Origin of the sequence: Vagococcus fessus, assembly GCF_003987565.1 — a bacterium.
GTDB lineage: Bacteria > Bacillota > Bacilli > Lactobacillales > Vagococcaceae > Vagococcus_D > Vagococcus_D fessus.
Genome location: NZ_NGJY01000003.1, coordinates 140,152 through 166,439, shown reverse-complemented (window position 1 = coordinate 166,439; position 26,288 = coordinate 140,152). Strand labels below are relative to the sequence as shown.

The following is a 26,288-nucleotide window of genomic DNA, read 5'->3' as shown; positions in this document are numbered from 1 at the left end:
CTCTTTCCTTGATATAAAAATTAATTCAATCTAATCTGCTAAATAAAAACTTTCGATTGGACGTGTTCGTTTTGATTTTCGACCTACAATCACTAGTGTTAACTGCATCATTAAAAGTAACAAATTATTGTTTTTCTTGTATGATAAGTAACGCGGATGCCAATTCGTTGCGAACTCTTCTTTAAACAAATGATTATCTTTAAACGCATATAATGGATTACTATACTTATAAAAAATATTTATCACACGCTCTTTAAAGAAAGCACTTCTCGATTCTCCAACATTTGCAAGTGGAGCTAATCCAATCGTCACTATATCAACACCCCGATTACGACACTCTTCTGCAAGACTCATCAACATAAATCCTTTTATTTCCTCAGGAACATCATCTGTCATACGAATTAAATCATACCCTACTTCATCTTCTGATTTTCCTGGCTTGACTGTTATAAAACCTACTATTTTATCCTCTTGATTAAACACAAGACCTAAATCACCTTGCTGAATATAGTACGAGTTAAAACGACCAACTGAAAAATAGCGTTCTGGCTGATGTTGACTCCATTTATCAGACAACTCAGTCAGTTCATCTAACAACTCCTCACTATAAGGCGGTACTTTGTACTCAAAACGATAACCAGATTCAATCAACTGATTATGTTGTTCCCCTTGCGTCACACTTTCTTGATCTTGTTGTTCTAAATCAATACTGCCATATTCACCTAATTTTATAAATTCATACCCTATATCATGAAGCAACAAGGCATAACTATCCGTCACACCATAGAAAACAGGTTGATAACCTAAAATATCTGCCTCATCACCAAATGCTAAACTCGCTTTAGTGTATAGTCTCTCATCCCCAACGGGATCACCTAAAACAAATAATTTACTCCCCTGAACTTCAAAGGTAAACATAACTTTATCAATAGTATTTTCTTGATAATAAAAATGACGCTTATCTCTCAAATGAACTAAATGACTATAATCGGTTCCAGGGTACTTTGTTAACATTTCGGATACTTGCTCTTCATTATAAAAAACACCTGGACGTTCAGAACTACTTAGATAATCATAAAGCATAACAATAGTCGCCGCTGCAAGAATAACTCCTGCAAATCCAGCTAACCAAACATCTTCCGAGGGGAACAATAAGAATTTTGATGGTAAATCACCATGATTTGTTCGGTCACTTGAGTAATACCCCACAACAGAGTATAAGATAAACAAGCTACCATATAAGAAAGTATCAAACACTAACGATTCCCATGTAAAAATAAGTTGTTTACGATAAAACTCATGTCGAGCCAAGTAAAGACAGCCACATAAAAAGGCATAAAATATAACGAGTTTCCATGAAAAAGTTCTAGAAATCGTATTAACAATGCAGAATAGCAAAATCATCAAGGTTGGAAAATAAGCTTTTTTAACACGATTTGATACGCCACGCGCTAGGCCTAATAACATAAATCCTATAAGCATATTCAACGTTTGATCTAAGAAATGAAATGAAAATGGCAGTAACTTTTCAATAATCCAACTCAAATTGGATAAATTTGGAATAGTTGCAAGTAGCACCATCATGATACCAGCGAAATACACCATACCTACTAAAACTAAATGAGCCGTTCGTTGAACCACTAATTTTGGTATATTATCAAAAAAGTCATTCATCTTCGCGCCGGTTAAATGAATTAATGAATAAATCCCTGTAAAGAACGGCACAATATAATAGAAGATTCTATAAAATAATAGCCACGCTAAAGCAAACTCTTTAGAAACACCTAAGTTTCCTAATCCCATAATCATCAAAACATCAAAAGTCCCCATTCCACCAGGTACCATTGAAATCATCCCAATAAAATTAGCCGCAATAAATAACGGATAAATCGTACTAAGTGGGATATCTACTTGTAATAACTTACCTACGGTTAAAAACATCATCAAAGCTCCCGACCACTGACCTAAGGAAGCAATCATCAGTTTAAGGACCCGCTTCAAAGGGAAGTCCTGGAACAATTTATTTCGATTAAGATAAATAAAAACAGACAGTCCGGGTGTTACAAAACTCCCTGCCAGTAACCAGATAGAATAATTTCTAAAAGGATTGTCTGGTCGAATAAACGTCACATCAATCAAAGTACCTAAACACAAGAGCGACAAGCCACTTAACATAAAAACAGCTACTTTAGAAACGGAAGAAACAACCTTTTTAGTTTCTACCTCACCACCATAAAATTTGCCTCGTAGCGTGGCACCTAGTACTCCACCAAATCCAGCTAAATTATTTAAAGTATTCGTTGTCCACGCGGAAAAAAATAGTTTCTTACGATCTAACCGCGACCGTCCTTTTTCTTCTAATATCTCAACCGTCACCCAGTCATATAACAACATCGGTGTCACACTGACTAACCCCACTACCGTCATCGCGAGCAGCGTTCGTTTTCTTTGAGCAAATAAAATACCTTTCAAATCTGCCCACGTCATCCCTTGCAGGATACCTGTCAGTTGATTAACTACAAAAACTAATATTGAAAATAAAAATAAGACTTTTAACAAGCCACTATGCTTCTTTAGTAGGTTACCTAATTGTTTCATTATATTTTTCATTCGTCACACTCGTTTCAGTTCTTTTCTAAATACATATCGTTAGAAATTTAGTGCCAACTTGTATAGTTGGTCCCTCACTATGTTAGCTTATTATACGCTTTTTTTCCACTGTTCTACTAACGAAGCATTGCACACTTTTAAAATAACGAGTAAGATACAACTAAGAAACTTATCGAAAGAAGGAAAATACATGAAAATCGGATTTATAGGTGCTGGAAACATGGCACAAGCCATCATCAAAGGAATGTTAGCTAGCGGTTCTTTTGAAGCCTCAAACATCTTTTTAACGGCCTCTACGTATGAGCGAGCTCAACAAAAAGCACAACAATTGGGAGTCTCTGCTTCCACCGATAACACGAGCCTTGTTAATGAAGTAGATTGTCTAATCTTAGCAGTCAAACCCAATAAATTTGAAGGTGTTCTAGCTGAACTTGAACCTGTCTTAGTAGAAAAGCAACCGATAGTCGTATCGATTGCAGCAGGTTTAACATTAGATAACTTGGCTAACCTTATCTCAGAGCACTCTGCTCAAAGAATTATCAGAGTTATGCCTAATATGAATGTTACGATTCGAAAAGGGGTCTCTGCTCTTTGTTCTAATTTATTCGTCTCAGAAGATGATTTACTTGCCGTGGAAAAGATATTCCAATCTGTCGGCTCAACCTACCGCATAGAAGAAAAAGATTTCGCTAATTTCACTTCAATAGCAGGCTGCTCTCCTGCCTACACGTATCTATTCATTGATGCTTTATCACGAGCTGGCGTCAAAAACGGCCTACCAAAAGATATCGCCACAAAAATAGCTGCCGAAACTGTTTTAGGAAGTGCTGAAACTTTGCTTAACGTTGAAGATACACCTTGGGACATGATTGATAAAGTCTGCTCGCCAGGTGGGACAACAGTTGCTGGTCTAGTCGCATTAGAAGATGAAAAATTTATCTCTACTGTTATCAAAGGATTAGATGCTACTATCAAACGCGATAGTGAATTAGGACAATAAAAAAACGCACAGTGATGTGCGTTTTTTATTTTATTAAATTCCAGGTGCTTGACCTAATTTAGCTGTTAACATCCAAATTGTTTTTTCGATTGACCCTTTCATATCGATAAACATATCTTCTGTTACGTTATCACCTTCGTCACCTGCTACTTCAATACCTGTTGCAAGTAAGCCTTGTAAATAACGGTATCCTTCTACTAAACGCTCGATACGAGATGTCATATCTTTATCGTAAGAACCTATTTCATCTTCTAATTTCGTATGTTCAGCAAATTCTTTCAATGTTGAATAAGGCGCGCCACCGATTGTAATCAAGCGTTCCGCTACTTCATCTAATTGACCATTAATCCCATCCATGAACTCATCCATTTGTGGGTGAAGCGTTAGGAAATCAGTTCCTCGCATGTACCAATGTGTCTGATGGATAATCACTGAAAATTGACTCAAATCTGCTACTAATTGGTTTAAAACACCTTGCGTTTTTTCATAACTCATAAACTAATTCCTCCTTCTTATTTATATATCCATCATACCCCTTGATTGTAATAATTACAAATAACATGCTCACTAATTATTTTGATAGTCCTTCATAGATTGTTTTTAAATTATAATCCATCATACTATAATAACTCTCTCCAACTTCACCTTTTTTCGCTAAAGAATCAGTGAAAATCGTTTTATAAATTGGAATACCCGTTTCCTTAGACACACTCTCCATACTACGAGGATCAACACTTGTCTCAACAAATAATGAGGATACTTTTGTTTCATTGATTTTATCGATAATCCCTTTCATCTGATCAGGTGTCCCTTGGCTCTCTGTATTAATTTCCCAAATATAAGCTGCTTCTAACCCATATGCTTTTGAAAAGTATTTAAATGCCCCTTCACTAGTAACAAGTAATGCTTTTTCTTTGGGTAATGCAGAGAACTTATCTGTAGACTCATCATGTAGTTTTTGTAATTTATCTGTATAGTCTTTAGCGTTCTCTTTATAAAACTTCTCATTCTCAGGATCTTTTTGGACTAGGACTTCTTCAATCGCATTGATATACTTAATACCATTTTTTATATCTAGCCAGGCATGAGGATCTTGTTCTGATTCTTGTCCTTTACCTTTTAAATACATAGGCTCTACTTCTTTACTTACGGAGAAAAAATCTTGATCTTCTTTTTTATGGCTTGTTTCCATTAATTTAGAGAACCAACCATTACCACCTGTTTCCAAGTTCAAGCCATTAAAGAAAATCACATCTGAATCCGTTGCTTTCGAGATATCTTCTGGTAACGGCTCGTATTCATGAGGGTCAGTCCCAACTGGTACGATACTATGCACATCCAGCTTATCCTGTCCTACTTTTTCAATCATATCTGCTAAAATTGAATTTGTTGCCACTACATGAAGAGCAACTGTATCGGTCTTAGCTTCCTTTTTTTTTTCTTTTGTTTTTGTTTGACCACACCCTGCTAAAAGAACTACCGCAAGTCCTGCCATCATAATATATTTAAATTTCTTCATTAATCGTAACCTCTTTTCTCTTATTTAAAATGCCTTGTTTTGGTGAAAATAAAAATGCAATAGCGAAGAAACAGACCGCTGTCAAGACAATAGCTGCTCCCGATGCCAAGTTGTAACTGTAACTAAAGAATAAGCCAATAACTGAACTTAACGTACTGACCCCAGCTGAAATCATAATCATATGAGATAACTTATTGGTCAGGAGATACGCTGTAGCAGCTGGTGTTACTAATAAGGCTACTACTAGAATCGTGCCAATTGTTTGAAGTGAGGTTACCGCAACTAAAGTTAAACCAAACATCAATAAGTAGTGGATCAATTGTGTATTTAAACCATATGCCTTCGCCATCGTTGGATCAAAAGAACTAACAAGTAACTCTTTATAAAAAATAATGATAAAGATAAAGACAACTAATGCTACCCCTGCTGTCATGACAATATCACTATGCCTTACCGCTAATACATTCCCAAACAAGATATGATACAAATCGGTCGAGCTTTCAGCTAATGATATAAGAATAACTCCTAGTGCAAAGAACGAACTAAAAACTATCCCTATCGCCGTATCATTTTTCAATTTACTTTTTTGTGTCACTAGTCCTATTAGACCTGCTGTTGCAATCCCAAAGACTGAGGCACCGATAATATAATTAATACCCATCATATAAGAAATCGCGACACCTGGTAGTACCGCATGAGATATCGCATCCCCCATTAAAGACATCCCTCTTAGTACAATAAAGCACCCAATGACACCCGAGATTAGTCCCACAATTAAACAGGTAATTAAAGCATTTTGTAAAAATTCATATCTCATCAAACCATCTATAAAATTGGCTACCATCTTATTCAACTCCTTTTATTCTGATATCGCCTAAAGTATCACCATAAGCTTTTTGAATTGTTGTCGTGTTAAATACGTCCTTAACCGGACCATATCCGATGAGTTGCTTATTCAATATAATTAACTCATCAAAATATTCTGTTACTTTATGCAAATCATGATGGACAATCACTATTGTTTTTCCTAGTGTTTTCAGTTCCTTCAAGATATCAACAATGACACGCTCACTACTCATATCAATCCCAACAAAGGGCTCATCTAAGAAAATAATAGAAGCTTCCTGGGCCAGTGCTCTAGCTATAAAAACCCGTTGTAATTGCCCTCCTGATAATTCTCCAATCTGTCTTGTTCTAAATTCTGTCATTTTCACTAACTCCAAACACGCTATCACTTTTTCATACTCATTCTTTTTAGGTCGATGGAATAACCCTAACTTAGGATATGTCCCCAGTAACACAACTTCCTCCACTGTTATTGGGAAACTTAAATCAATCATACTTCGTTGCTCTACATAAGCAATATCATGCTTGTGATCTAACAAATTATCATTCCCTAATAAACTTTTTCCTGAAACAGTTGGGACTAATCCCATTACTCCTTTAATAAAAGTCGACTTTCCTGCACCATTTGGACCGATAATTCCTGTGATTGCATTTTTTTTAATCGTTAACGACACTGAATCTAGAGCTGTTTTCCCTTGATAATCCACTGTCAAATCAGTTACTCTGATATTTTTATTCGTGTCACTAGACTGCTTCTCTTTATTTAATACACCCTGTCTATTCATACTTTCAATCTCCCTTTAACAATCTTTTTAGGTTTACCTAACTTTTGTATAAGGTTAACATTAAGACATAGTTTGGTCAACTAAATTACTCAAAAAAAAAGAGCCTCGTAACCGAAATCGGCTACGAGGCTCTTTAAAATTAAGCGTGTTTTGCTAAAATTTCTTTTAATTGTTCTTTACGGTGAACACCTACTAATGTTTCGACAACTTGACCATCTTTTTTGATAAGAAGAGTTGGGATACTTTGTACACCAAAATTCGCTGCTACTGATGGGTTTTCATCAACGTTAATTTTACCAATAGAAACGTCTGTCATTTCTTCAGCTAATTCATCAATGATTGGACCTTGCATACGACAAGGACCACACCATGGTGCCCAAAAGTCAACTAACGCTAAGCCATTACTTGTTTCTGCTTCAAAGTTACTATCTGTAAATGTTTTTGCCATGTTACATTCCTCCTGGATATCTGTTTTATTCTTTACACTTTGTATTATAACAGAGGATTTTTTATTTCTCTAATAATTTGTTTGCAATCCTAGATTATTTAAACTGAACAATCGTGGCACCAGTTCCACCTTGATTATGAGGAGCCAGACCAAATTTTTTCACGCTGTGGTGACTTTTTAGGAAATCTGTAATCCCTGTACGAAGCGCTCCTGTACCATTTCCGTGAACAATCGTCACTTGACCATGACCAGCTAAAACAGCTGCATCTAAATACTGGTCAACTTCTCTAAGAGCTTCTTCGTACCGCTTACCACGAAGGTCAAGTTGACTCGTCACTCGACTACTACTTGCTCCTTTAACCGTCGAAATCATACGTTGCGGTTTCACTTTTTCAGGTTTGATTAAGGTTAAATCAGATTCATCTAAGGTCATTTTCAAGATACCCATTTGTACTTGCCATTGCCCTTTACCCATTGATTTAATCAAAGTTCCACGTTGCCCATAAGATTCAACTTTTACATCGTCACCCTCGTGAAGATTTTTTTGTTCTTTTGCTTTTTGAAGCACTTTATTTTTCTTCAGATGGTCTTCTTCATGATAAAGATTTGAAAGTTGACCTTTCGCCTCAATTAACTCATGCTCTTTAACATTTGCTTTACCAATCGCTTTTTGTTTTTCACGTAAGTCTGCGATAATTCGTTCCGCTTTTTCTTCCGCTTCTTTAACAATTTCATTCGCTTTTTGTTTTGCCGCACTTAGCTCTTTGTCTTGTTCTTCAAAGAAATAACCATAAGCATTCTCTAATTCAGCATGTAAGCGTTCCGCCTCTGACACATGATGGCGAACTTCCATGTATTCTGTTTCTGCCATCTTACGACGATTTTCTAAATCAGCAATCATATCATTTAAATCTTGGCTATCCCCATCAATAATTTGTTTCGCTGACTCAATGACCATATCATCTAAGCCTAGACGTTTTGAAATTTCAAAGGCATTACTTCGGCCAGGTACACCAATTAATAATTTATAAGTCGGACTCAGTGTATCCACATCAAATTCCATACTCGCATTAATCGTACCTGGACGATTATAGCCATATACTTTTAATTCAGGGTAATGTGTTGTTGCCATCACATACGCGCCTTTAGCACCTACTGCATCTAAAATAGAAATCGCAAGGGCTGCTCCTTCTTGAGGGTCTGTTCCGGCTCCTAGCTCATCAAATAACACTAAACTTTTCTCATCTACTTCTGCTAAAATCGACACAATATTGGTCATATGTGATGAAAAGGTACTCAAGCTCTGTTCGATAGACTGTTCATCTCCGATATCAGCATAAATATTATCAAAGACTCCAATAACACTCTCTTCTTCAACCGTTATCGGTAAACCTGATTGTCCCATCAACTGTAACAAGCCCAGAGTTTTAAGTGTAATTGTTTTACCACCCGTATTCGGTCCTGTAATTAAAATTGCTTGGTAATCTTCTCCAATGTGAATATCATTTGCTACTACTTTATCCGCATCAATCAATGGATGACGAGCTGATTTCAAAGCCACATGATTCTCATCACTAATTGTTGGAATAGTCGCTTTATATTTTTTACCAAACGCTGCTTTAGAGGCAATAAAATCTAACTTCCCTAAAACATAAGCATTATGTAAAATCTCAATACGATGAGGTTCTAATTCCGCTGATAATTCTGCTAAAATCCGCTCAATTTCTTGGCGTTCTGCAATTTGATGCTGTCTTAATTTATTATTAAGCTCCACTACTTGCTTAGGCTCAATAAATAACGTTTGACCAGATGAACTTTGGTCATGAACCACACCACCAAATACACCACGGTATTCATGTTTAACAGGAATAACATAACGATCGTTACGCATTGTGACTAGACTATCACTTAAATATTTAGCATTCTTACCGCGTATCAAGCCATCTAACTGCTCGCGAATGGTTTGCTCACTGCGACGAATCGCTGTTCTGACGCCTTTAAGCTCTGGAGAAGCTTCATCCGTAATACGTCCATCTTCTTCTACAGACTCACGAATACGTTGCGAAAGAGCTGGTACAGTTTGCATTTGTCCTACCCAATCATACAAGCGGTGCAACTCAATTTCAGCATCTGCTAAGTCGTCAAAGAAACGAATAAGTTCTGCTGTTGTTTGAAGAACACGTCCCACGTTGGCTAATTCTAATCCATTAAGATTAGCGCCCATCTCTATACGCTTCATGTGCGGTCTAATATTTTCTAATTTTGGTAAGGGAATACCGCCACGTAAACGTAAGATTTTCATTCCGTCTTCTGTTTCAAGTAACCATTTTTCTATCGTTTCTCTATCTGTAATTGGCGCTAAGCTTTCGATTTCTTCTTGGCCTGCTGCCGTAACTGAAAACTCAGTTAAGAGTTGTTTTATCTTTTCAAACTCTAAAGTTTTTATAATTTTAGGATTCATCATCCATCACTTCCATTTCTAGTTCTAATTATGTCTTTCTCTAAAATAAAAGCCGAACGTCAATCGTTCAGCTTTTTTATTGGTATTAGTAAATAATTTGATTGACCCAATCGAGTACTGTTTTTGAAAAATAAGGTGTATTTTCAATAATAAACCTTGAAATCGTACTTTCTTCAATCATTTTTTGGATCCCATCTAATGGTATCATAGCTGCTATCATCAAGCACATAAATAGCGCTAGGTATGCGACTATAAAACTTAAAAAGCCACCACCGTACACATTTAACTCCATCGTTGTTGGAAAGAAAGTTAATTGATGACAAAGCAGTCCAACGAAACGCATTATGGCCCATCCAATCATAATAATGATTAAAAAACCCATTGCACCGTAGAAAGCTTGGTCTAATTTAAAAAGAGACTCTCCAGCAAAATAATGCAATTCACTTTGTGGGGTTGGTGCTGGATAGGGAATTAAAAGCTCTATTTTCTTAGCTATTACAGGGTACTTAGCTTTGGCTACAAACATCGTTATAATATACCCAGCCGTCAAAACAGCTTGTAAAACCAGACCACGTCTAGCTCCAGTATAAAAAGCAATAGCCAAAGTCAACATAATTACAATTGTTAACATAGTCTCAACCTTTTCTCTCTATGATTTATCATTCTCTGACAATACGTCAGCATTTTTTTGAATTTTTTCTTTTACTTGTTGATTTAAAATATGTTGCGCCTCCATTGGCGATAAGTCTTCAACTTCTTGCCCTGTCGTTAAGAGAGCCTTTTTCGCCTCAGATTCTAAATCTTCATAACGCTTAAGACGCGACTCTAACGCTTCAATTTTTTCATCTTGATTAGATAATTCAGATTTTTCCAATTCTAAAAATTCAATTGCTTCATTTAATTCTTGAATTTCTTTCTCCATTTCAATAACTTGCGATTCTTTTTTTACTTGATCTGATAAAGCATTTACAGCTAATAAAATAGCAGCTTGCTCCATCGTTGTAGTATCAGACATATTTAAAATATCACGTAGTTGATTATTTGCTAAGGCTGTCACAATATCCATGTGCGCTTTGCTCTCTTTGCCAATGATTGTGTATGCTCTATCACCAATAACTGCTTTATAACGTTTTTTATTTTGAGCCATTTGAATACCCTCCACCGTCAATAATAACCTGTGTTCATTTTCAAGTGTTACCTGCTATTACATCAATTTAAAATCATACTCTATTATAAGGGAGTTTATTTCAATTTACAATCAATTATCCCTTAACATCATTGAGTTTCATTTTAAAATTGTATACACTGTTAATGCGTACTAGTTATATAAGAAAAACAATAACTAAAATTTAAAATAAGAACGGATGATTATTATGGCAAATTCTTGCGTTATTAAAGTAACCCCCGCTAAATTAAAAGAAATGGCGGACCATTATCAACCACAACTAAAGGCAAAAACACCACCTTATTCTCTATTTTCAGCAAAAGTCGGCGCTCTTACTATCACCGGCTATAATTCTGGAAAAGTAATGTTCCAGGGTGCTGGTGCCGAGGAAGAATCTGCTAAATGGGGAAATGCCCTTGAAGCAAAAAAAACAAGTAGTTCAACAACTAGTAGTACCTTACCAAAAGATTTTGCAACATGGTCAGCAGCCGGCAGTGATGAAGTCGGAAACGGCAGTTACTTCGGTCCAGTTGTTGTCTGTGCCACGTACGTCGAGGCTAGCCAAATGCCATTACTTAAAGAACTTGGGGTTAAAGATTCTAAAGAATTGACTGACACCCAAATTCGCGAGATTGCCAAAGGTATCAAACTAGTTTTACCTTACAGAGAACTTGTTGTTACCCCTGAAAAATATAATCAAATTCAACCGGAGTATAATGCAGTTCGTATGAAAGTCGCTTTACATAACCAAGCGATTGCTCTTCTATTAGAAGATATCGCTCCAACTGTTCCACAAGGTATCTTGATTGACCAATTCACACCAGAAGGGAATTATCGTAAGCATTTATCCCGTGAAAAAGTCCAAGTTAAAGACAACCTATACTTTGCAACAAAAGGCGAACATCATCACTTATCAGTAGCCGCAGCCTCAATCATTTGCCGCGCAAGCTTCCTAGATGAGCTAGACAAAGCCAGCAAAGAACTAGGCATGACCGTCCCATCAGGAGCCGGCACAAAATCCGACAGCGTCGCCGCTAAAATCCTAAAACGAGGCGGCATGGAACTCCTAAGCAAACACGCCAAACTCCACTTCGCCAACACCGAAAAAGCTAAGAAAAAGGTGTGAGGAAACGTGGGATGATGTTAAAAACTGGAAGTTCATCCCCTAATTGGCTCTTTCAATTCGTGGATGAACTGAAGTTTTATGACATCAATTTTTCAGACCCCGAGAAAAAGGTGTGAAGAAATTTGCTTTGCTCTGAGTTACTGGAAAAAAGAAAGATTGGCTCCTTCAATCTATTCTTTTTGAAGTAACCGAAAGAGCAGAATTTCAGACCCCGAGAAAAAGGTGTGAAGAAATTTGCTTTGCTCTGAGTTACTGGAAAAAAGAAAGATTGGCTCCTTCAATCTATTCTTTTTGAAGTAACCGAAAGAGTAGAATTTCAGAACCCGAGAAAAAGGTGTAAGGATGTTCGTTCTGCTCTGAGTTACCAGAATAGAAACAAAAAGCTAGTTCCCTGAAGGGAACTAGCTTTTTTATTTACGTGTTAAATCTATAGACTTAGTCCCAAATTTGAACTTACGATAAATCAGTCCTTGAGAAAGTAAATAAGATAACACTAAACCAAAGGCTACCTTTAATATGAAGCCAATCAAACTAAAGTCAATATTACTGACGTATAAATGATCGGTAATACCCAGAGTTGCTACAATAATCGTAATATAACTCATCATCACCCACTGAATAGGGCGCTTCAAACCATTAAATATTAAATATTCGTTAGTGTTCTCTAAACCAACCTTGCTGTATAAATAAGCTGCGCTAATGATAAGAATAACACTAACAACTAATAATAAAATAACATTTTTCAACTCAAACGGGCTATCGTTTAGAAATGTTACAAATCCATCCCCTAACCATGAACCTTGGTCTATCTCTCTCGTTGAATAACCTAAAATGTAATGTTTAACTATTATAACTAAACGGTCAATTGCTTCACTTGCCATAGGTAATGAAAACCAAAAGGCTATCAACGTTCCAATAGCAGTAACCCACTCACCCATAATCATCCCTGCAAAAGCAAAGATTTCATAAACTGCCATAAGGGTAATCGTACTTGTCACTACAGACACAGTCATTGGACCCATATCAACTAAGAAATGTTCACTTGGAATAGCTAATTTCAATACCCAAACACTGATTAATTTAGTCAGCAATAATGTGATTAAGAGTGTCCCACTTATCAATACTTTCTTACGGATAAAAATGTCTTTTCTAGTGAAACGAGAACTAAATAATAACGTATTAAAATGTGTTTTTAAATCTAAAAAGAAACTTAAAAAACCAACTACCATCACGATAATGACTAGATAAAAGCTACTCTCACTATAAAACTCATTTACTGCATATTCTTCTGTATTATAACTTCTAATAGTAAACTGTAACTCTGCCTTGTTATACTCTTCAAAGTTATCGGTATTCTTTTCCTCTCCTGATTTAAAATCGTAATAACTTATCTTTCCCGGAGATCTCTCATAGCCGTCTTTAAGCCTCTCTTCAAAATACTCTCTTGCCTCTGGGCTTGATTGGTTTTGTTTGGTTGCTTGCCAAGTTTTTATCCCTGAAAAAGTATCCATAAACGCTAGACCTGAAATCACAACAACTACAAGCAATAAATATTTCCAGTACCGTTGAACTAATAATTTATTTAATGATTTTGTCATCTCTTATCCCCCCTATACCAACGCACGCGGCTGATCAATCATCAACTCATCGGCTAAATTTGCAGTAAATAAATCTTCAAGACTCACTGGCAATTGCTCCATCACAAGCGGCTCTAAACTCTTCAACTCCACGTCGATAGCTTCATTATAATTAGTAAATAACGCAACAATAACACGACCACGAACCTCTAAAATTTCGCCTGTTTCTTTGACAATCTCAGGAATGCTCTCACCTCTGAACACAAGCTGTAACTTCACAGCTTCTTCACGCATATCTTCTAAATGATAGGCTTTGACAATCGTCTTATCTTTCATCAATAACACTCGGTCAACAATTTGTTCTAACTCAATTAAGTTATGAGATGAAATTAAAATCCCACGATTGTTTAAGCTAACTTCATTTAAGACAAGTTGAATGGCTTGTTTTTTAATCAAGATATCCAGTCCATCGAATGGTTCGTCTAATAAAATGTAATTAGCACCACTAGAAACGGCAAGGATGATTAGGAGTAGCCCTTTCATTCCTTTTGAATATTTTCTAAATGGCTTATTACGAGGCAACTGATGCTTCTCTACCAATCCAACAAATTTTTCTTTATCGAATCGCGGATACAACTCTTTATAAAATAGCACCATTTTATCTGGCGTCAGCCCACTTAAAAATGTCATTTCAGTATCACTATAAAAAATCTCCTCATAATTTTGACGCGCTTCTACTAAACTCTTACCGTTGATGACAATACTCCCCTCATCAGCTTGATAGTGGTCTGCTAATGTTCTAAATAAGGTCGTCTTCCCTGTTCCATTTCGACCGACTAGCCCCACAATCTCACCGCGATTGAGTTCAAAATTAACCCCTTCGATGATGACTTTACTGTCAATCGCTTTTTTTAGTTGCTTAACTTTCATTGTCTGCTCCTCCTAACCCCTCATGCGTTTCGTTTAACCAACCTGATAATTCCTCTTTTGAAATGTTTAAATAACTGGCCTCAATCACTAACGATTGAAATTGCTTTTTCACTTTTTCGATTTCTTTTTCGTTACGGAACTCTTTTTCTAATTCATTAACAAATGTTCCTTTCCCTCTAACTGTAACGATTGCACCGTCTGCCTCTAATGTTTTATAGGCTTTACTTACAGTATTCGGATTGACCATTAAAAAATTTGCCATTTCCCTAACCGACAACAACTTATCGCCTGGTTGAAGAATCCCTTGTAGAATATCTTCTTTAATCCCCAATACCACTTGCTCATAAAATGGCTTCGGACTCGTTTTATTGATTAACATAAGGCACCTCCTCTTTAACTGTATCTCGTGTACTAGTATATATAGTACACTTGTTTTTGTAAAGCCCTTTTTAAAAATAAAAAAAGAGAGCAGCTAAACCACTCTCTTTGTCTAATGTTATTTTTCTAAGCCATTAATGGCTAAATTAAGCACAACTGCCGTCACACTACTCATCACTATCCCGTTACTAGTAAAGAGTTGAACCATCACTGGTAAAGATTGAAACAACTGAGGCATACTATTAAAACCTAAACCAAACCCAATAGAAATTGCCATAATCACAAGATTTTTTTCGTTATTAAACTCAACTTGCGTTAGCATCTTAATCCCCTGAATGGCAACCATCCCAAACATCACTAACATCCCACCACCTAATACAGGTTCTGGAATAATTTGAGCTAAGGCTCCAACCTTTGGAAATAATCCTAGAATAATTAAAAAGAAGGCTGAATAAAAAATGGGACGTCTATTTTTTATTCCAGATAGCTGAACTAATCCCACATTCTGAGAAAAACCAGTATAAGGAAAAGTATTAAAGACTCCACCTAAGATGGCTGCAAGCCCTTCTGCTCGGTAGCCTTTTTTCAATTCTTCCTCACCAACTTTTTTGCCGACAATATCACCTAGTGCAAAGTAAACCCCAGTCGACTCTACCATACTAACGATAGAAATAATGACCATCAATACTATTGAACTTAGATCAAATGTTGGTTTTCCAAAATAGAAAGGCTGCGGCAAATGAAATAATGGTGCTGTTCCAACTGGACTAACATCAATCCCACCCATTAGACCTGCTAAAATCGTTCCTACTAGTAAACCAACAAGGACCGAAATAGATTTCAAAAACCCTCGTCCCCATACTTGAATCACTACGATACAGGCAATTGTAATAAAAGCGAGAAGTAAAGACTTACTTGAACCAAAATCAGGTGAGCTACTACTGCCACCTCCCATTTTTTCCATCGCGACAGGAATAAGTGTCAGCCCAATCACTGTAATAATCGTTCCCGTTACAATCGGTGGAAATAATTTTTTTATCTTAGAGAATACTCCTGAAATAAGTACAACAATGATACCTGACGCAATAATCGAACCATAAATCGCTCCAATTCCTTTACTATTTCCGATCATGATGAGCGGCGCTACTGTCTGAATCGCACACCCCAACACAACAGGTAAGCCAATTCCAAAATACTTTGTCACGACCAACTGCAATAGTGTTGCCACTCCACACATGAAAATATCAATCGAAATTAAATACGTCATTTGTTCAGCGTTAAAATTAAGACCCGTTCCAATTAATAACGGTACTGCTACCGCTCCTGCATACATCGCGAGTAAATGTTGCAACCCTAAAACTGCCTCTTGTCCTTTTCTTAACTCTGTTTTCAATCTTATTCCTCCTATAGCTTTTTTACTTAACCTAAAAACAAAGACACCTTTTTCTGCATAAGCAAAAAAAGGTGTCTTTCCCACACTATTTTTTACTTATAGTCCAGTATTTACGGTACTGGGTAGAGACTGCCGACCTTATTTCAGCGTTATATAAGTTAAGTTGTCATTTGTTGTCCCTATTATCTAGCAAAACTGTTATTTAATCAATAGAAAACCAAACAATATTTAAACTTTGTTTTATATTGTTCGTTTTTTCTTTCTGTAAAAAAAGAAGAGATGACTCTCTTCTTAATCAATTGATACTATTTGGCCATCATCATAGACTTTTACCTCAAATACCGTTTTTACTCTTCCTCGTCGGCCTTCTTTCGCTTCACCTCTGACCTTCCAGAATGCCCCTTTATCGTCTGTTTCCTTATCAAAGACCCTACTTGTCACTCTACTATCAGAAGCATTAGGATGTTCTTTCTCATACCACTCTTCAGCCTTGTCTTTCGCTTGCCCTTTAGTAAATAGTTTTGGAAGTTTAAAGAAAGGTTCATCCTCTTTAGATTTGCCACTTTCTTTTTTTTCTGTTTCCATTGTTCGTTCAGTCTCTTTGACTTGGCTCTTATATTCTTGCTCACGTTTCTTCGCTTCTTCTAACTCTCGCTCTGCTAGTTTTCTTTTTTCTTCGGCTTCTTTCAATGCCTCGGCTTGTTTCGTTGCTTCAAGCTCTCGTTGTTCATCTTGTTGTCTTTTCACTTCTTCTGCCTCAGTAACCTTTGCTTCATATTCCGATTTAATTTTTTCTAGACTTAATTGAAGAGACTCTTTTTTAATTTGTCCGTCACTTAATTTATCAACATCAGAACGAATACGATCTACTTTTTTCGATAATACCTCTACTGAAAGTGGTAATTTATCTGCTTCTAATGGCATTTCGTTATAAGTAGCTAATTCTGCGATTTCTGCAGATAAACGCTCAACTATCGATGATTCTTCCTGTCTATCTGATTTCGCATTTTCACGCTCTAAATACACTCTTGTTCCGTAAGCACCTGCCCCAAAAGCAGCAGCTAACATCAGCATAGCTAGTCCTATCCAAAGTAATTTTTTTAGCATACTCTCACATCCTTTTAAAAATCTGTTACTATTATTATACCTTATTTTTAATAAAACACCTCAGTCGAAGGGACTAAAAAAAGGCCGCGGTCTAACCCGTAACCTTTTCTCCATTAGATTCTTCTATATCATCTTCAACTATTTCCATCGTTTCTTTGTCGATTGCTTCTAAATGCATTTTTCTATTTGGCAGGATATGATTAACTGCTAACGCGATAAACATCCCAATAAATCCGTCCACTACTCTTGCTAAAGCATAACTATATGACTCCGTATTAGGAATCATAAATAAAATAGTTAGAAGTGTGGCACTCGCTCCGACTGTTCCTTCATGGCATTTTATATTCGACAATGTCGCAATCATTAAAATAATCACAATTGGAATAGCGATTACTTGGACCAATTCTGAATCACCAAAAATCTTAAAAATAGTAATCACTACAAGTGACGTTAAGGCACCCACTATATTTCCGACAACACGATGTCTGCCATACCGAATTGTATTTTCCATATCTTCTCTCAGTGTAAAAATCGCTGTAATTGCAGCTACGACATATGTATCTCTATTGAATAAAAAACTAATGACTATACAAAAAAAGACACTAATACCCGTTTTTATTGTTCGCATTCCTATTTTCAACTAACTCGTCACCTCTTTATTTCTTAACATAGCCTTAGACTAGCTACGCCATACCTATCAATGATAGTAAATATAACCAACTATTTCAAGTTAGAATGTGAATTTTTTCATTTAAAAACATTACCTAACCCTATACTCTCAATTTTTTATTTTTTAAGGGCTATTATTTAAACGTACAGTTGACTATAATAAGTAGAGAATAACCGATGAAAGCGAGACACTCATGAGCTTAATAAAATTATCCTGTAGTAACTGTTCAGGTAAATTATCACATGTTGAAAAAGACATTTATAAATGTGAGTACTGTGACACCTATTACCGTTTTGAAAATAACACCACTATCAATATTGAAAATTATAATGCTAACACCCCTAAAAAAAAGAGTAGTCCTAACAATAAGTTCACTGTGATTGGCTCTATTATCCTATTAATATTAGCAGCCGTATTTATTTTTAATACCATACTCTCAGAAGAACCGACTTCTTCCTATGATTTAAAAGAAACGACAGAACATAAACCAAAACAAAAGAATATCCCTGTCAGAACTACCATACAATCTCCCGCTATGAAAGAATTCGAAGCTTTTTTTACTACAGTTGAGAAGAAATCGTTGGCTGATATAAAAGCGTTTAGGGTTGTACAACGCACACCCTTTGACAAAAACTATAAAATTGAGTACTCGTTTTCTGGAAGTCCCTCAGATCTTGATAGTTATTTCAAGGACTCACACCTTTATGAATTTTCTGAAGCCGAACTTCCCTTAGAGAAAGAAGACCTTCAGCTTCTAAAAAATGTTGAGTTTCTCGATTTAAATCATAATTCTAACGTAACCTATAATAAAGATATATACGGCTATAATAGTTCCACTATCTATAAACCACTCACTAAGCTCACTTATCTTAGAGGTACCAGTGACGATAGTGTAAAAGACTTGTTAGAAGGACTCTACGACCCTACTAATATTCGTGGCTTAGATATCAATTTAAACAATGAAGAAGATATTACAACACTCGCTAATTCTTTCAAAAAATTAGATAGCCTTTCAGTAAGCTTACACGCAACCGACATAGAAAATTCAGCCAAACTAGGCGCTATAGCAGAGCTACCACTAAAAAGATTATCACTTAACTTATCTAGTAATTTTAAAAATATAGACTGGTTAAGCAAAGGAAATTCCATAGAGTCACTTAAAATTGAGGGAGGTTCAATTAAAGACTGGACCTTTTTATCCCCTTTAACTAATCTCACGACCTTAAAAATAGATGACGAAAAATTTAACAACAGCACGATTATTGGGCAGTTGCCAAAGCTAACAGACCTAACTATCGAGAACAATAGCATTCGTAACTGGCAACCTATTGAAGATAAAACATCTTTAACTAAACTCACTCTAAACTTAGAACGTAATCCATTTCATGTTACAAAATTAACTAATTTAGTTGATTTAAACTTACACTTTGGACCAATCAATAACAGAATCCAAGCAGAAGTAGCCCTACTTTCTAAACTACAACATTATGCAACTGATTCACTAGAACCTATTCCACTAAATCAAATTAAAGAAATTAATATAACAAACGTCCAAGGTTTCCCAACCAATCAAATTGTCCCTGATATGAAAAACCTTGAAGAAATGATACTATCTGGCGACTTTAGATACGCTGACTTTGGTAACTATCCTACAATAAAAAAATTAACAGTCGACTTTCCAGATAGTGGAATTAGAGAACTAGGGAAACTTTCAGAGCAACTCTCTCATTTTTCTGAAGTCAGTGAATTAGCATTTTACAACCTGCAGTCACTCAACGGCACCGATACTGCTTTTAAAAATTTAAAAAAAGTTATCATATCAAACCAGGATACTGGAACAGGCGTTATAGAACCTGCCTTTATCATAAATAATGCACCAAACATGGAAAGCCTTCAGTTAACTAATACCAGCGTTACCAAACTCGATCCTTTAGTTAACTTAAAAAAACTGAAATTTCTTAATTTTAGAGGAAATGCGGTTACACTATTAGATCCTCTTGATAAGTTACCCCATCTCGAAATTGCTTTAACAAGTGGGAATCCACTTTCTAATACTGTCTCACCTAATAAGAACTTGACACTTCTTCCTTAATAAAAAAACATCTTGCCTAGGCAAGATGTTTTTTATTTTTCGTTTAAACGAATTTTAATATTTTCAGTTGTTCGTTTTGTATATAACTGTTTAGAACACGCTGGACAATTATAAACTGCACGTTCTTTCTTTGGGAAATCTTCACCATAAATCTTCACTAGCTTGGTATAGCAGTGCTGACATTGGAATTCTTCTCTCATACTAACAGTCCCCTCCCTATTTCTATCTCTATAAGTATAGCAAAAATAAGCGAGAAACAAAACCTGACAATTAGTTACTTATAACATCAATAGACTGTGTCATTTTAAATTTATATTTTTTCAAACACTCTACTTCCACCATCTCAATTTTTTGTAATTGACGATTACCGTTCATAGACACATACATTTCTTTATTAGCGAGATCATAGGCACTTGTGTATTGAGTGTGATACACATAATCTGTTCCATCCTGTAAATCAAATACACCGTCTGGAATATCAAACTGATTCATAATATGGAAGAATTTATCTATCCCTTTATCATGCGTCACCGTATTTGATAAATTATTTAAGTACGTCGCTCTTACAAAACGACTAGCAGACGTGAAGTCACCTGGTAATCCGAACATGCCTGACCCTTTTCCTGCAGACGGAACTGTAGCCTTCCCTAAAACAACCTCTTTCAAAAGAGGCGTTTGCATGCCAGCATAATTTGACAGATTAGTTAAATGCCAATCATACGTTGGATGATTGGTCATTGTTCCCACTTCATTTTCATGAATATCAAATCCACCTGTTTCACTGGTATGTTCAATCACAACAGAGCGACCATAGCTATCTGTCACATTAAAGTGTAGAGGGTCTGATTTCCCTAAATTATTTAATTTATCACATAAGTCTATTTCTGTTTCTAATTTCTCAATAAGCTCATCAATCGAACCTATTGTTGCAAGAACCCATGTAACAAACTCCTCACCACGGTATGCTTTTTTTCCTTGTGCCACTATCACTTCTTCCTTACCGTAAACACAATAGTCACTAAAGTACTGCATACTCGCCCCAATTCCAGCACTATTCATACCATCAGCAAATAGAATACCTTCTACTCCAAATGGCTCACCGTCATAACATACGCCTACTGCTTGATGCTTAAACTCTATTGGTGTCATTGTATTTGTTAAATACGTGCCTTTAGGAACATTTACTCCCACATAAGGTAGTGGCAACATGTATTCTTGAGTCCGCCCAAAAATAACCTTTCCTTCTTTACTTATAATTCTAATACTGGTGCACATATCTAAATCCCCCTTTATTTATACATTTTTATTATACAACTTTATCTTATTTTTAATCAGTATTTTATTGCCTAAATAAAAAAAGCGTAACCCTTTTGGATTACGCCCTTCGTTTATTCAAATTCCATTACTTTTTCAGGACTATTTTTTCGTTCCATCATTGCCCAAATATTACCTACAACAGCCCCTACGATAGCTGGGATAATCCATCCTAATCCCATTTCGTATAACGGTAGATACTTACTTAGGAAGCTAGAAATATTTAAAATATTAATTCCTGCTGTATCAAACCCATCAAAAATACTAATACAGAATGTAAATAAGATAACCATTTGATACACTCGACGATTTCCTCTAAACCATTTATTTGATAGCAATAAGAATACCATGCTGATTGCTAAAGGATAAATAGCATTTAGGATAGGCTCTGAAAACTTAATTAGACCAGTAAGCCCCATGTTAGATACCAAGAAACTAAAGATAGCCATTCCAATTACATAATATTGATAACTGATTTTTGGATAAAGACGGCTAAAATACTGTGCACAGGCTGATAACAAGCCAATACATGTTGTCATACATGCTACAGAAATCATTAGACCTAGTAACACATTACCATAAATACCAAAGTAATAATTTGATACTTTTGCCAAGACCTCGCCACCATTTTCTTGATAACCAATCTTAGACACACTTGTTGCACTCATATACGACAGTGCTGAATACATAACTACTAGCAGAACGGCCGCAATCCCAATCGCTTTACCACACGCTGCCATAACATGTTTCTTATCAGTCGCACCTTTTAATCTTACTGCATCAATAATAATAATACCAAAAGCAAATGATGCCATCGCATCCAGGGTTAAGTACCCTTCTTTAAAGCCTGTAACAAATGCTGCATCTACAAATTGATCTTGCGGTTCATAGATTTTCCCCATAGGAAACGCCACTGCTACGACAATTAAAATACCAATTAAAGTGATTTTTAACGGTGTTAAATACTTCCCTACAATATCGACTACCTTTGCCGGAAAAACAGCTAATAGACAGGCAATCGTGAAAAATATAGCTGAAAAAATTAATAATGTTGTAGATTCACCTAAACTACTACTAAAGGGTTTAATCCCAATTTCAAAGGCAACTGTTCCTGCACGAGGAATGGCAAAAAATGGGCCAATTGCTAGATATAAAACAACAGCAAAGGCTACGCCAAACCAGGGTGTGACTCGACTAGCTAATTCTTGAATATTATCTTTACCGGTTGCAACGAGTGTTAGGAAACTTAATAGCGGTAACCCTACCCCTGTTAAGAAAAAACCTGCCATCGCTGACGTAATATTAGTTCCTGACTGCTGACCAATTATTGCTGGAAAAATCAAATTACCTGCACCAAAATACATTGCAAACAGCATTAAACCTAAGATTATAACATAAGACGTCGGTACTTTTTTAGACATAATATCCCTCCAATTTAACTTGCTATCTTTCACAATTAAACAGACCATAAATGAAACTTCCTAATAAATAGAAGAAAGAGGGTCTCTCTTTCTTCTATCGACTATCTTTAATAAACTGATGTTGTATCTTTAGAGATTTTCTCTATTGATTCTTGCACCGTCTTCAAGAATGCGCCTGCCATCATGCCATCTAATACGCGATGGTCGATAGATAGGCATAAGTTTACCATATCTCTAATCCCAATCATATTATCAACTACTGCTGGACGCTTAATAATAGATTCAACTTGTAAAATAGCGGCTTGCGGATGATTAATAATTCCCATAGACTGAACCGAACCAAATGATCCTGTACTATTAACTGTAAAAGTGCCACCTTCCATATCAGATGGTGCTAACTTACCAATTTTAGCTTTTGCTGCTAAATCATTAATTTCTCTAGCAATGCCTTTGATTGATTTTTCATCAGCATTTTTAATAACAGGAACATATAATAAGTCATTTGCTGCAATCGCAATTGAAATATTAATGTCTTTATTTTGAATAATCTTATCGCCTGCCCAGCTACTGTTTAATAGTGGGAATTCTTTCAAGGCTTGAGCTACTGCTTTTACAAAGAAAGCAAAGTACGTTACATTGTAACCTTCGTTTTTTTTGAATTGAGCCTTAATACTGTCTCTATAGTTTACAAGGTTTGTCGCATCTACCTCTGCCATCATCCAAGCATGCGGAATTGTTTGTTTACTTTCAACCATATGCTTAGCGATTGCTTTTCTGACACCACTTACTGGTATCTCAACAACATTACCACTTGCAACGACTGCTGGAGCTGGACTACTTGCTACAGGCGCCGCTGCCGCAGCTGGTGCTTGTACTTGTGCTACAGGTTGCTCAACTGGAGCTGCTACTGCTGGTGCAGCTTGTGGCGTACCACCATTTTCGATTACAGCTAAAATATCTTTACGTGTAATACGACCACCTGAACCACTACCTGTTACTTGAGCTAAATCAATATCATGCTCGCCAGCTAGTCTTAATACAGCTGGTGAGAAGCGCATACCAGAGCCAGACTGCTTAGCTGCAGGTTTCGCTGCTGCTTTTTCTTGTTTTGGTGCTTCTACAGCAGGTGCTTTTTCCTCTTGAACTGGCGCTTCTGCCACAGGTTCTGAACCTGCACCATCTGTTTCAATGGTACAAATTACTGTACCCACATCTACCGTTTCATCTTCTGACACTAAGATTTCCTTAATTGTTCCTGTGAATGATGACGGGATTTCAGCTACTACTTTATCTGTTAACACTTCTGCTAGTGCTTCATATTTTTCAACCTGTTGACCTGGTTTTACCAACCAAGAACTAATACTTCCATCTGTTACACTCTCACCTAATTTAGGCATTGTAATTTGTTCAAGTGCCACTCTACTTCACTCCTTAATTATATAGTTTAGTTACACCTATCTAAAATTCAGCTAATTCGCGCATCGCTACTTCTACTTTATCTGGGTCAATGGTAAAGTTTTTCTCCATTGTAATAGCGAATGGCATAGCTGGAATATCTGGTCCTGCAAGCCTTGCAATTGGTGCATCTAAATCGAATAAACAATGTTCTGAAATAATGGCACTCACTTCACCAATGATGCTACCTTCTAGATTATCTTCTGTAACTAATAACACTTTACCTGTTTTCTTAGCCGCTTCGATAATACCTTCTTTATCTAATGGATAGATTGTTCTTAAATCTAAGATATGAACATCGAAACCATCTGCTGCTAATCGTTCCGCTGCTTCTTTAGCGAATTCTACAGCTAAACCATAAGTAATCACTGTAATATCAGATCCCTCACGTACCACGTTAGCTTTTCCAATCGGCACAGTGTAATCTGTTTCAGGAACTTCTCCTTTAAGTAAACGGTAGGCTTTCTTATGTTCGAAGAATAAAACAGGGTCATTATCACGAATTGCTGATTTTAATAGTCCTTTTGCATCGTATGGATTTGACGGGATAACAATTTTAAGTCCTGGTTGGCCAAAGAATACTTTTTCAACTGATTGTGAATGGTATAACCCACCGTGAATTCCGCCTCCGAAAGGTGCTCTGATTACCATTGGACAGCTCCAATCGTTATTAGAACGGTAACGAATACGAGAAGCTTCTGAAATAATTTGGTTAACAGCCGGCATAATGAAATCAGCAAACTGAATTTCTGAAATTGGACGGTAGCCATACATCGCTGCCCCAACCCCAACTCCGACAATCGCAGATTCAGCAAGTGGTGCATCTAACACACGATCTTCACCAAAGTCTGCATGTAAGCCCTCAGTCGCTTTAAATACGCCACCTTTTTGACCTACGTCTTCACCTAAAATAAATACTTTTTCATCTCTTTCCATCTCTTCGCGAAGAGCCAGCTTAATTGCCTCAATATATGAAATCACTGCCATGACTTATTCCTCCCCACTTTCTTCATAAACATATTTAAATGATGATTCCGGTGTCGCATACGGTGCATTCTCAGCATAATCCGTTGCTTCGTTGATTTCTTTCGCGATTTCTTTTTCCATCACGTCAACGTCTTCTTCTTTCATAAAGCCTTCTGCAATTAATTCTTTCTTGAAGATTTCAATTGGGTCTTTTTCTTTAGCATCTGCCACTTCTTCACGTGAACGGTACACACGATCATCATCATCTGATGAATGGGGTGTAAAGCGGTAAGAAAGGGTTTCGATTAAAGTTGGACCTTCCCCTCTTCTTGCACGGTCTGTCGCTTCTTTGAAAGCTAAGTACACCTCAGCAAAGTTATGTCCATCTACCTGAACACCTGGAATACCATAGCCAATCGCACGATCTGATAATTTTTTAGCCGCGAATTGCTTATCAGCTGGCACACTGATGGCATAGTGGTTGTTATGAATAACAAATACAACTGGTAATTTGTGAACACTAGCGAAGTTAATCCCTTCATGGAAATCGCCCTGGTTTGATGAGCCTTCACCACATGATGTGTATGACACGCTATCATCTCCAGCCATTTTCGCTGCTAATCCAATCCCAGCTGCATGTGGAAATTGTGTCGTAACAGGAGAACTTTGTGTCACAATTCTATTTTTACGTTGACCGTAATGCGATGGCATTTGACGACCACCTGAGTTTGGGTCCTCCGCCTTAGCGAAAACAGATAACATAATATCTTTAGCTGTCATCCCGAAGCTTAGTACCATTGCTAAATCACGATAATACGGTAAGCAGTAATCTTTGTCTAAATCAAAAGCAAACGCTGCTCCTACTTGAGCGATTTCTTGACCCTGACCTGAAATATGGAAAGGTATTTTACCTGCACGGTTTAACAACCAGATGCGTTCATCCACTCTTCTTGTTAATAACGCTGTTCGGTAAATACTTTGTAGTTCTTCTTTAGATAAACCTGTCTCTTTTAAAGCCATTGTAT

Annotated in this window: 24 protein-coding genes and 1 riboswitch; of the genes, 3 read left to right on the top strand and 21 right to left on the bottom strand. The window is 36.5% G+C overall.

Annotation, left to right across the window (positions count from 1 at the left end):
* Nucleotides 1–30: 30 nt before the first annotated feature.
* The gene (gene mprF / locus CBF31_RS09030; protein WP_126832228.1) at nucleotides 31–2,610 is read right to left on the bottom strand and encodes a bifunctional lysylphosphatidylglycerol flippase/synthetase MprF; all 2,580 of its coding nucleotides are present in this window, start codon (nucleotides 2,608–2,610) and stop codon (nucleotides 31–33) included.
* A gap of 190 nt (nucleotides 2,611–2,800) precedes the next feature.
* Between mprF and proC the strand changes: the two genes are divergently transcribed.
* Nucleotides 2,801–3,610: a pyrroline-5-carboxylate reductase gene (gene proC, locus CBF31_RS09025; RefSeq protein WP_126832226.1), complete on the top strand. Its 810-nt coding sequence runs from the start codon at nucleotides 2,801–2,803 to the stop codon at nucleotides 3,608–3,610.
* Nucleotides 3,611–3,643: 33 nt separating this feature from the next.
* On the opposite strand, the gene CBF31_RS09020 is transcribed toward proC, so the two are convergent.
* From CBF31_RS09020 to CBF31_RS08985, 8 genes are all read right to left on the bottom strand, one after another.
* A complete protein-coding gene (locus tag CBF31_RS09020; RefSeq protein WP_126832224.1) occupies nucleotides 3,644–4,105 on the bottom strand; it encodes a Dps family protein in 462 nt (153 codons plus the stop codon).
* 76 nt (nucleotides 4,106–4,181) lie between these two features.
* Nucleotides 4,182–5,129: an Mn/Fe ABC transporter substrate-binding lipoprotein EfaA gene (gene efaA, locus CBF31_RS09015; RefSeq protein WP_126832222.1), complete on the bottom strand. Its 948-nt coding sequence runs from the start codon at nucleotides 5,127–5,129 to the stop codon at nucleotides 4,182–4,184.
* On the bottom strand, nucleotides 5,116–5,973 hold the full coding sequence (locus tag CBF31_RS09010; protein WP_126832220.1) for a metal ABC transporter permease: 858 nt from the start codon (nucleotides 5,971–5,973) through the stop codon (nucleotides 5,116–5,118). Before CBF31_RS09010 ends, efaA begins: the two co-directional genes overlap by 14 nt.
* Nucleotide 5,974: 1 nt before the next feature.
* On the bottom strand, nucleotides 5,975–6,760 hold the full coding sequence (locus CBF31_RS09005; protein WP_126832218.1) for a metal ABC transporter ATP-binding protein: 786 nt from the start codon (nucleotides 6,758–6,760) through the stop codon (nucleotides 5,975–5,977).
* A 139-nt stretch (nucleotides 6,761–6,899) separates the two neighbouring features.
* A complete protein-coding gene (trxA, locus tag CBF31_RS09000; protein WP_126832215.1) occupies nucleotides 6,900–7,208 on the bottom strand; it encodes a thioredoxin in 309 nt (102 codons plus the stop codon).
* Nucleotides 7,209–7,302: 94 nt separating this feature from the next.
* The gene (locus CBF31_RS08995; protein ID WP_126832277.1) at nucleotides 7,303–9,669 is read right to left on the bottom strand and encodes an endonuclease MutS2; all 2,367 of its coding nucleotides are present in this window, start codon (nucleotides 9,667–9,669) and stop codon (nucleotides 7,303–7,305) included.
* A gap of 85 nt (nucleotides 9,670–9,754) precedes the next feature.
* Entirely contained in the window at nucleotides 9,755–10,300 is a 546-nt protein-coding gene (locus tag CBF31_RS08990; protein WP_126832213.1) for a CvpA family protein, read from the bottom strand.
* 18 nt (nucleotides 10,301–10,318) lie between these two features.
* Entirely contained in the window at nucleotides 10,319–10,816 is a 498-nt protein-coding gene (locus tag CBF31_RS08985) for a cell division protein ZapA (protein ID WP_126832211.1), read from the bottom strand.
* 226 nt (nucleotides 10,817–11,042) lie between these two features.
* Between CBF31_RS08985 and rnhC the strand changes: the two genes are divergently transcribed.
* Nucleotides 11,043–11,960, top strand: coding sequence for a ribonuclease HIII (gene rnhC, locus CBF31_RS08980; protein WP_126832209.1), 918 nt, complete (start codon nucleotides 11,043–11,045; stop codon nucleotides 11,958–11,960).
* A gap of 410 nt (nucleotides 11,961–12,370) precedes the next feature.
* Here rnhC and CBF31_RS08975 read toward each other — a convergent pair whose 3' ends face one another.
* From CBF31_RS08975 to CBF31_RS08950, 6 genes are all read right to left on the bottom strand, one after another.
* Nucleotides 12,371–13,558 (bottom strand): hypothetical protein, encoded by a 1,188-nt coding sequence (locus tag CBF31_RS08975; RefSeq protein ID WP_126832207.1) that lies wholly within the window; start codon nucleotides 13,556–13,558, stop codon nucleotides 12,371–12,373.
* 12 nt (nucleotides 13,559–13,570) lie between these two features.
* Complete coding sequence (locus CBF31_RS08970; protein WP_126832205.1) at nucleotides 13,571–14,467, bottom strand: ATP-binding cassette domain-containing protein; 897 nt, start codon at nucleotides 14,465–14,467, stop codon at nucleotides 13,571–13,573.
* Nucleotides 14,457–14,846, bottom strand: coding sequence for a GntR family transcriptional regulator (locus tag CBF31_RS08965; protein ID WP_126832203.1), 390 nt, complete (start codon nucleotides 14,844–14,846; stop codon nucleotides 14,457–14,459). Before CBF31_RS08965 ends, CBF31_RS08970 begins: the two co-directional genes overlap by 11 nt.
* A gap of 117 nt (nucleotides 14,847–14,963) precedes the next feature.
* Nucleotides 14,964–16,238 carry a nucleobase:cation symporter-2 family protein gene (locus CBF31_RS08960; protein WP_126832201.1) on the bottom strand — a complete coding sequence of 425 codons (1,275 nt, stop codon included), beginning with the start codon at nucleotides 16,236–16,238 and terminating at the stop codon, nucleotides 14,964–14,966.
* A 79-nt stretch (nucleotides 16,239–16,317) separates the two neighbouring features.
* Nucleotides 16,318–16,415: riboswitch (purine riboswitch) on the bottom strand.
* 114 nt (nucleotides 16,416–16,529) lie between these two features.
* Entirely contained in the window at nucleotides 16,530–17,345 is an 816-nt protein-coding gene (locus CBF31_RS08955) for a hypothetical protein (RefSeq protein ID WP_126832199.1), read from the bottom strand.
* A gap of 91 nt (nucleotides 17,346–17,436) precedes the next feature.
* Complete coding sequence (locus CBF31_RS08950) at nucleotides 17,437–17,973, bottom strand: FUSC family protein (RefSeq protein WP_126832274.1); 537 nt, start codon at nucleotides 17,971–17,973, stop codon at nucleotides 17,437–17,439.
* A gap of 235 nt (nucleotides 17,974–18,208) precedes the next feature.
* Here CBF31_RS08950 and CBF31_RS08945 point away from each other — a divergent pair, with 235 nt between their 5' ends.
* The gene (locus CBF31_RS08945; protein ID WP_126832196.1) at nucleotides 18,209–20,107 is read left to right on the top strand and encodes a leucine-rich repeat domain-containing protein; all 1,899 of its coding nucleotides are present in this window, start codon (nucleotides 18,209–18,211) and stop codon (nucleotides 20,105–20,107) included.
* 32 nt (nucleotides 20,108–20,139) lie between these two features.
* Here CBF31_RS08945 and CBF31_RS11035 read toward each other — a convergent pair whose 3' ends face one another.
* From CBF31_RS11035 to CBF31_RS08920, 6 genes are all read right to left on the bottom strand, one after another.
* The gene (locus CBF31_RS11035) at nucleotides 20,140–20,307 is read right to left on the bottom strand and encodes a hypothetical protein (RefSeq protein WP_170167920.1); all 168 of its coding nucleotides are present in this window, start codon (nucleotides 20,305–20,307) and stop codon (nucleotides 20,140–20,142) included.
* A 70-nt stretch (nucleotides 20,308–20,377) separates the two neighbouring features.
* Complete coding sequence (locus tag CBF31_RS08940; RefSeq protein WP_126832194.1) at nucleotides 20,378–21,382, bottom strand: linear amide C-N hydrolase; 1,005 nt, start codon at nucleotides 21,380–21,382, stop codon at nucleotides 20,378–20,380.
* Nucleotides 21,383–21,495: 113 nt separating this feature from the next.
* Entirely contained in the window at nucleotides 21,496–22,842 is a 1,347-nt protein-coding gene (brnQ, locus tag CBF31_RS08935; protein WP_126832192.1) for a branched-chain amino acid transport system II carrier protein, read from the bottom strand.
* Between the two features lie 107 nt (nucleotides 22,843–22,949).
* Entirely contained in the window at nucleotides 22,950–24,260 is a 1,311-nt protein-coding gene (locus tag CBF31_RS08930) for a dihydrolipoamide acetyltransferase family protein (RefSeq protein WP_126832190.1), read from the bottom strand.
* Nucleotides 24,261–24,300: 40 nt separating this feature from the next.
* Entirely contained in the window at nucleotides 24,301–25,284 is a 984-nt protein-coding gene (locus tag CBF31_RS08925; protein WP_126832188.1) for an alpha-ketoacid dehydrogenase subunit beta, read from the bottom strand.
* A gap of 3 nt (nucleotides 25,285–25,287) precedes the next feature.
* A complete protein-coding gene (locus CBF31_RS08920; RefSeq protein ID WP_126832186.1) occupies nucleotides 25,288–26,283 on the bottom strand; it encodes a thiamine pyrophosphate-dependent dehydrogenase E1 component subunit alpha in 996 nt (331 codons plus the stop codon).
* Between the last annotated feature and the right edge of the window lie 5 nt (nucleotides 26,284–26,288).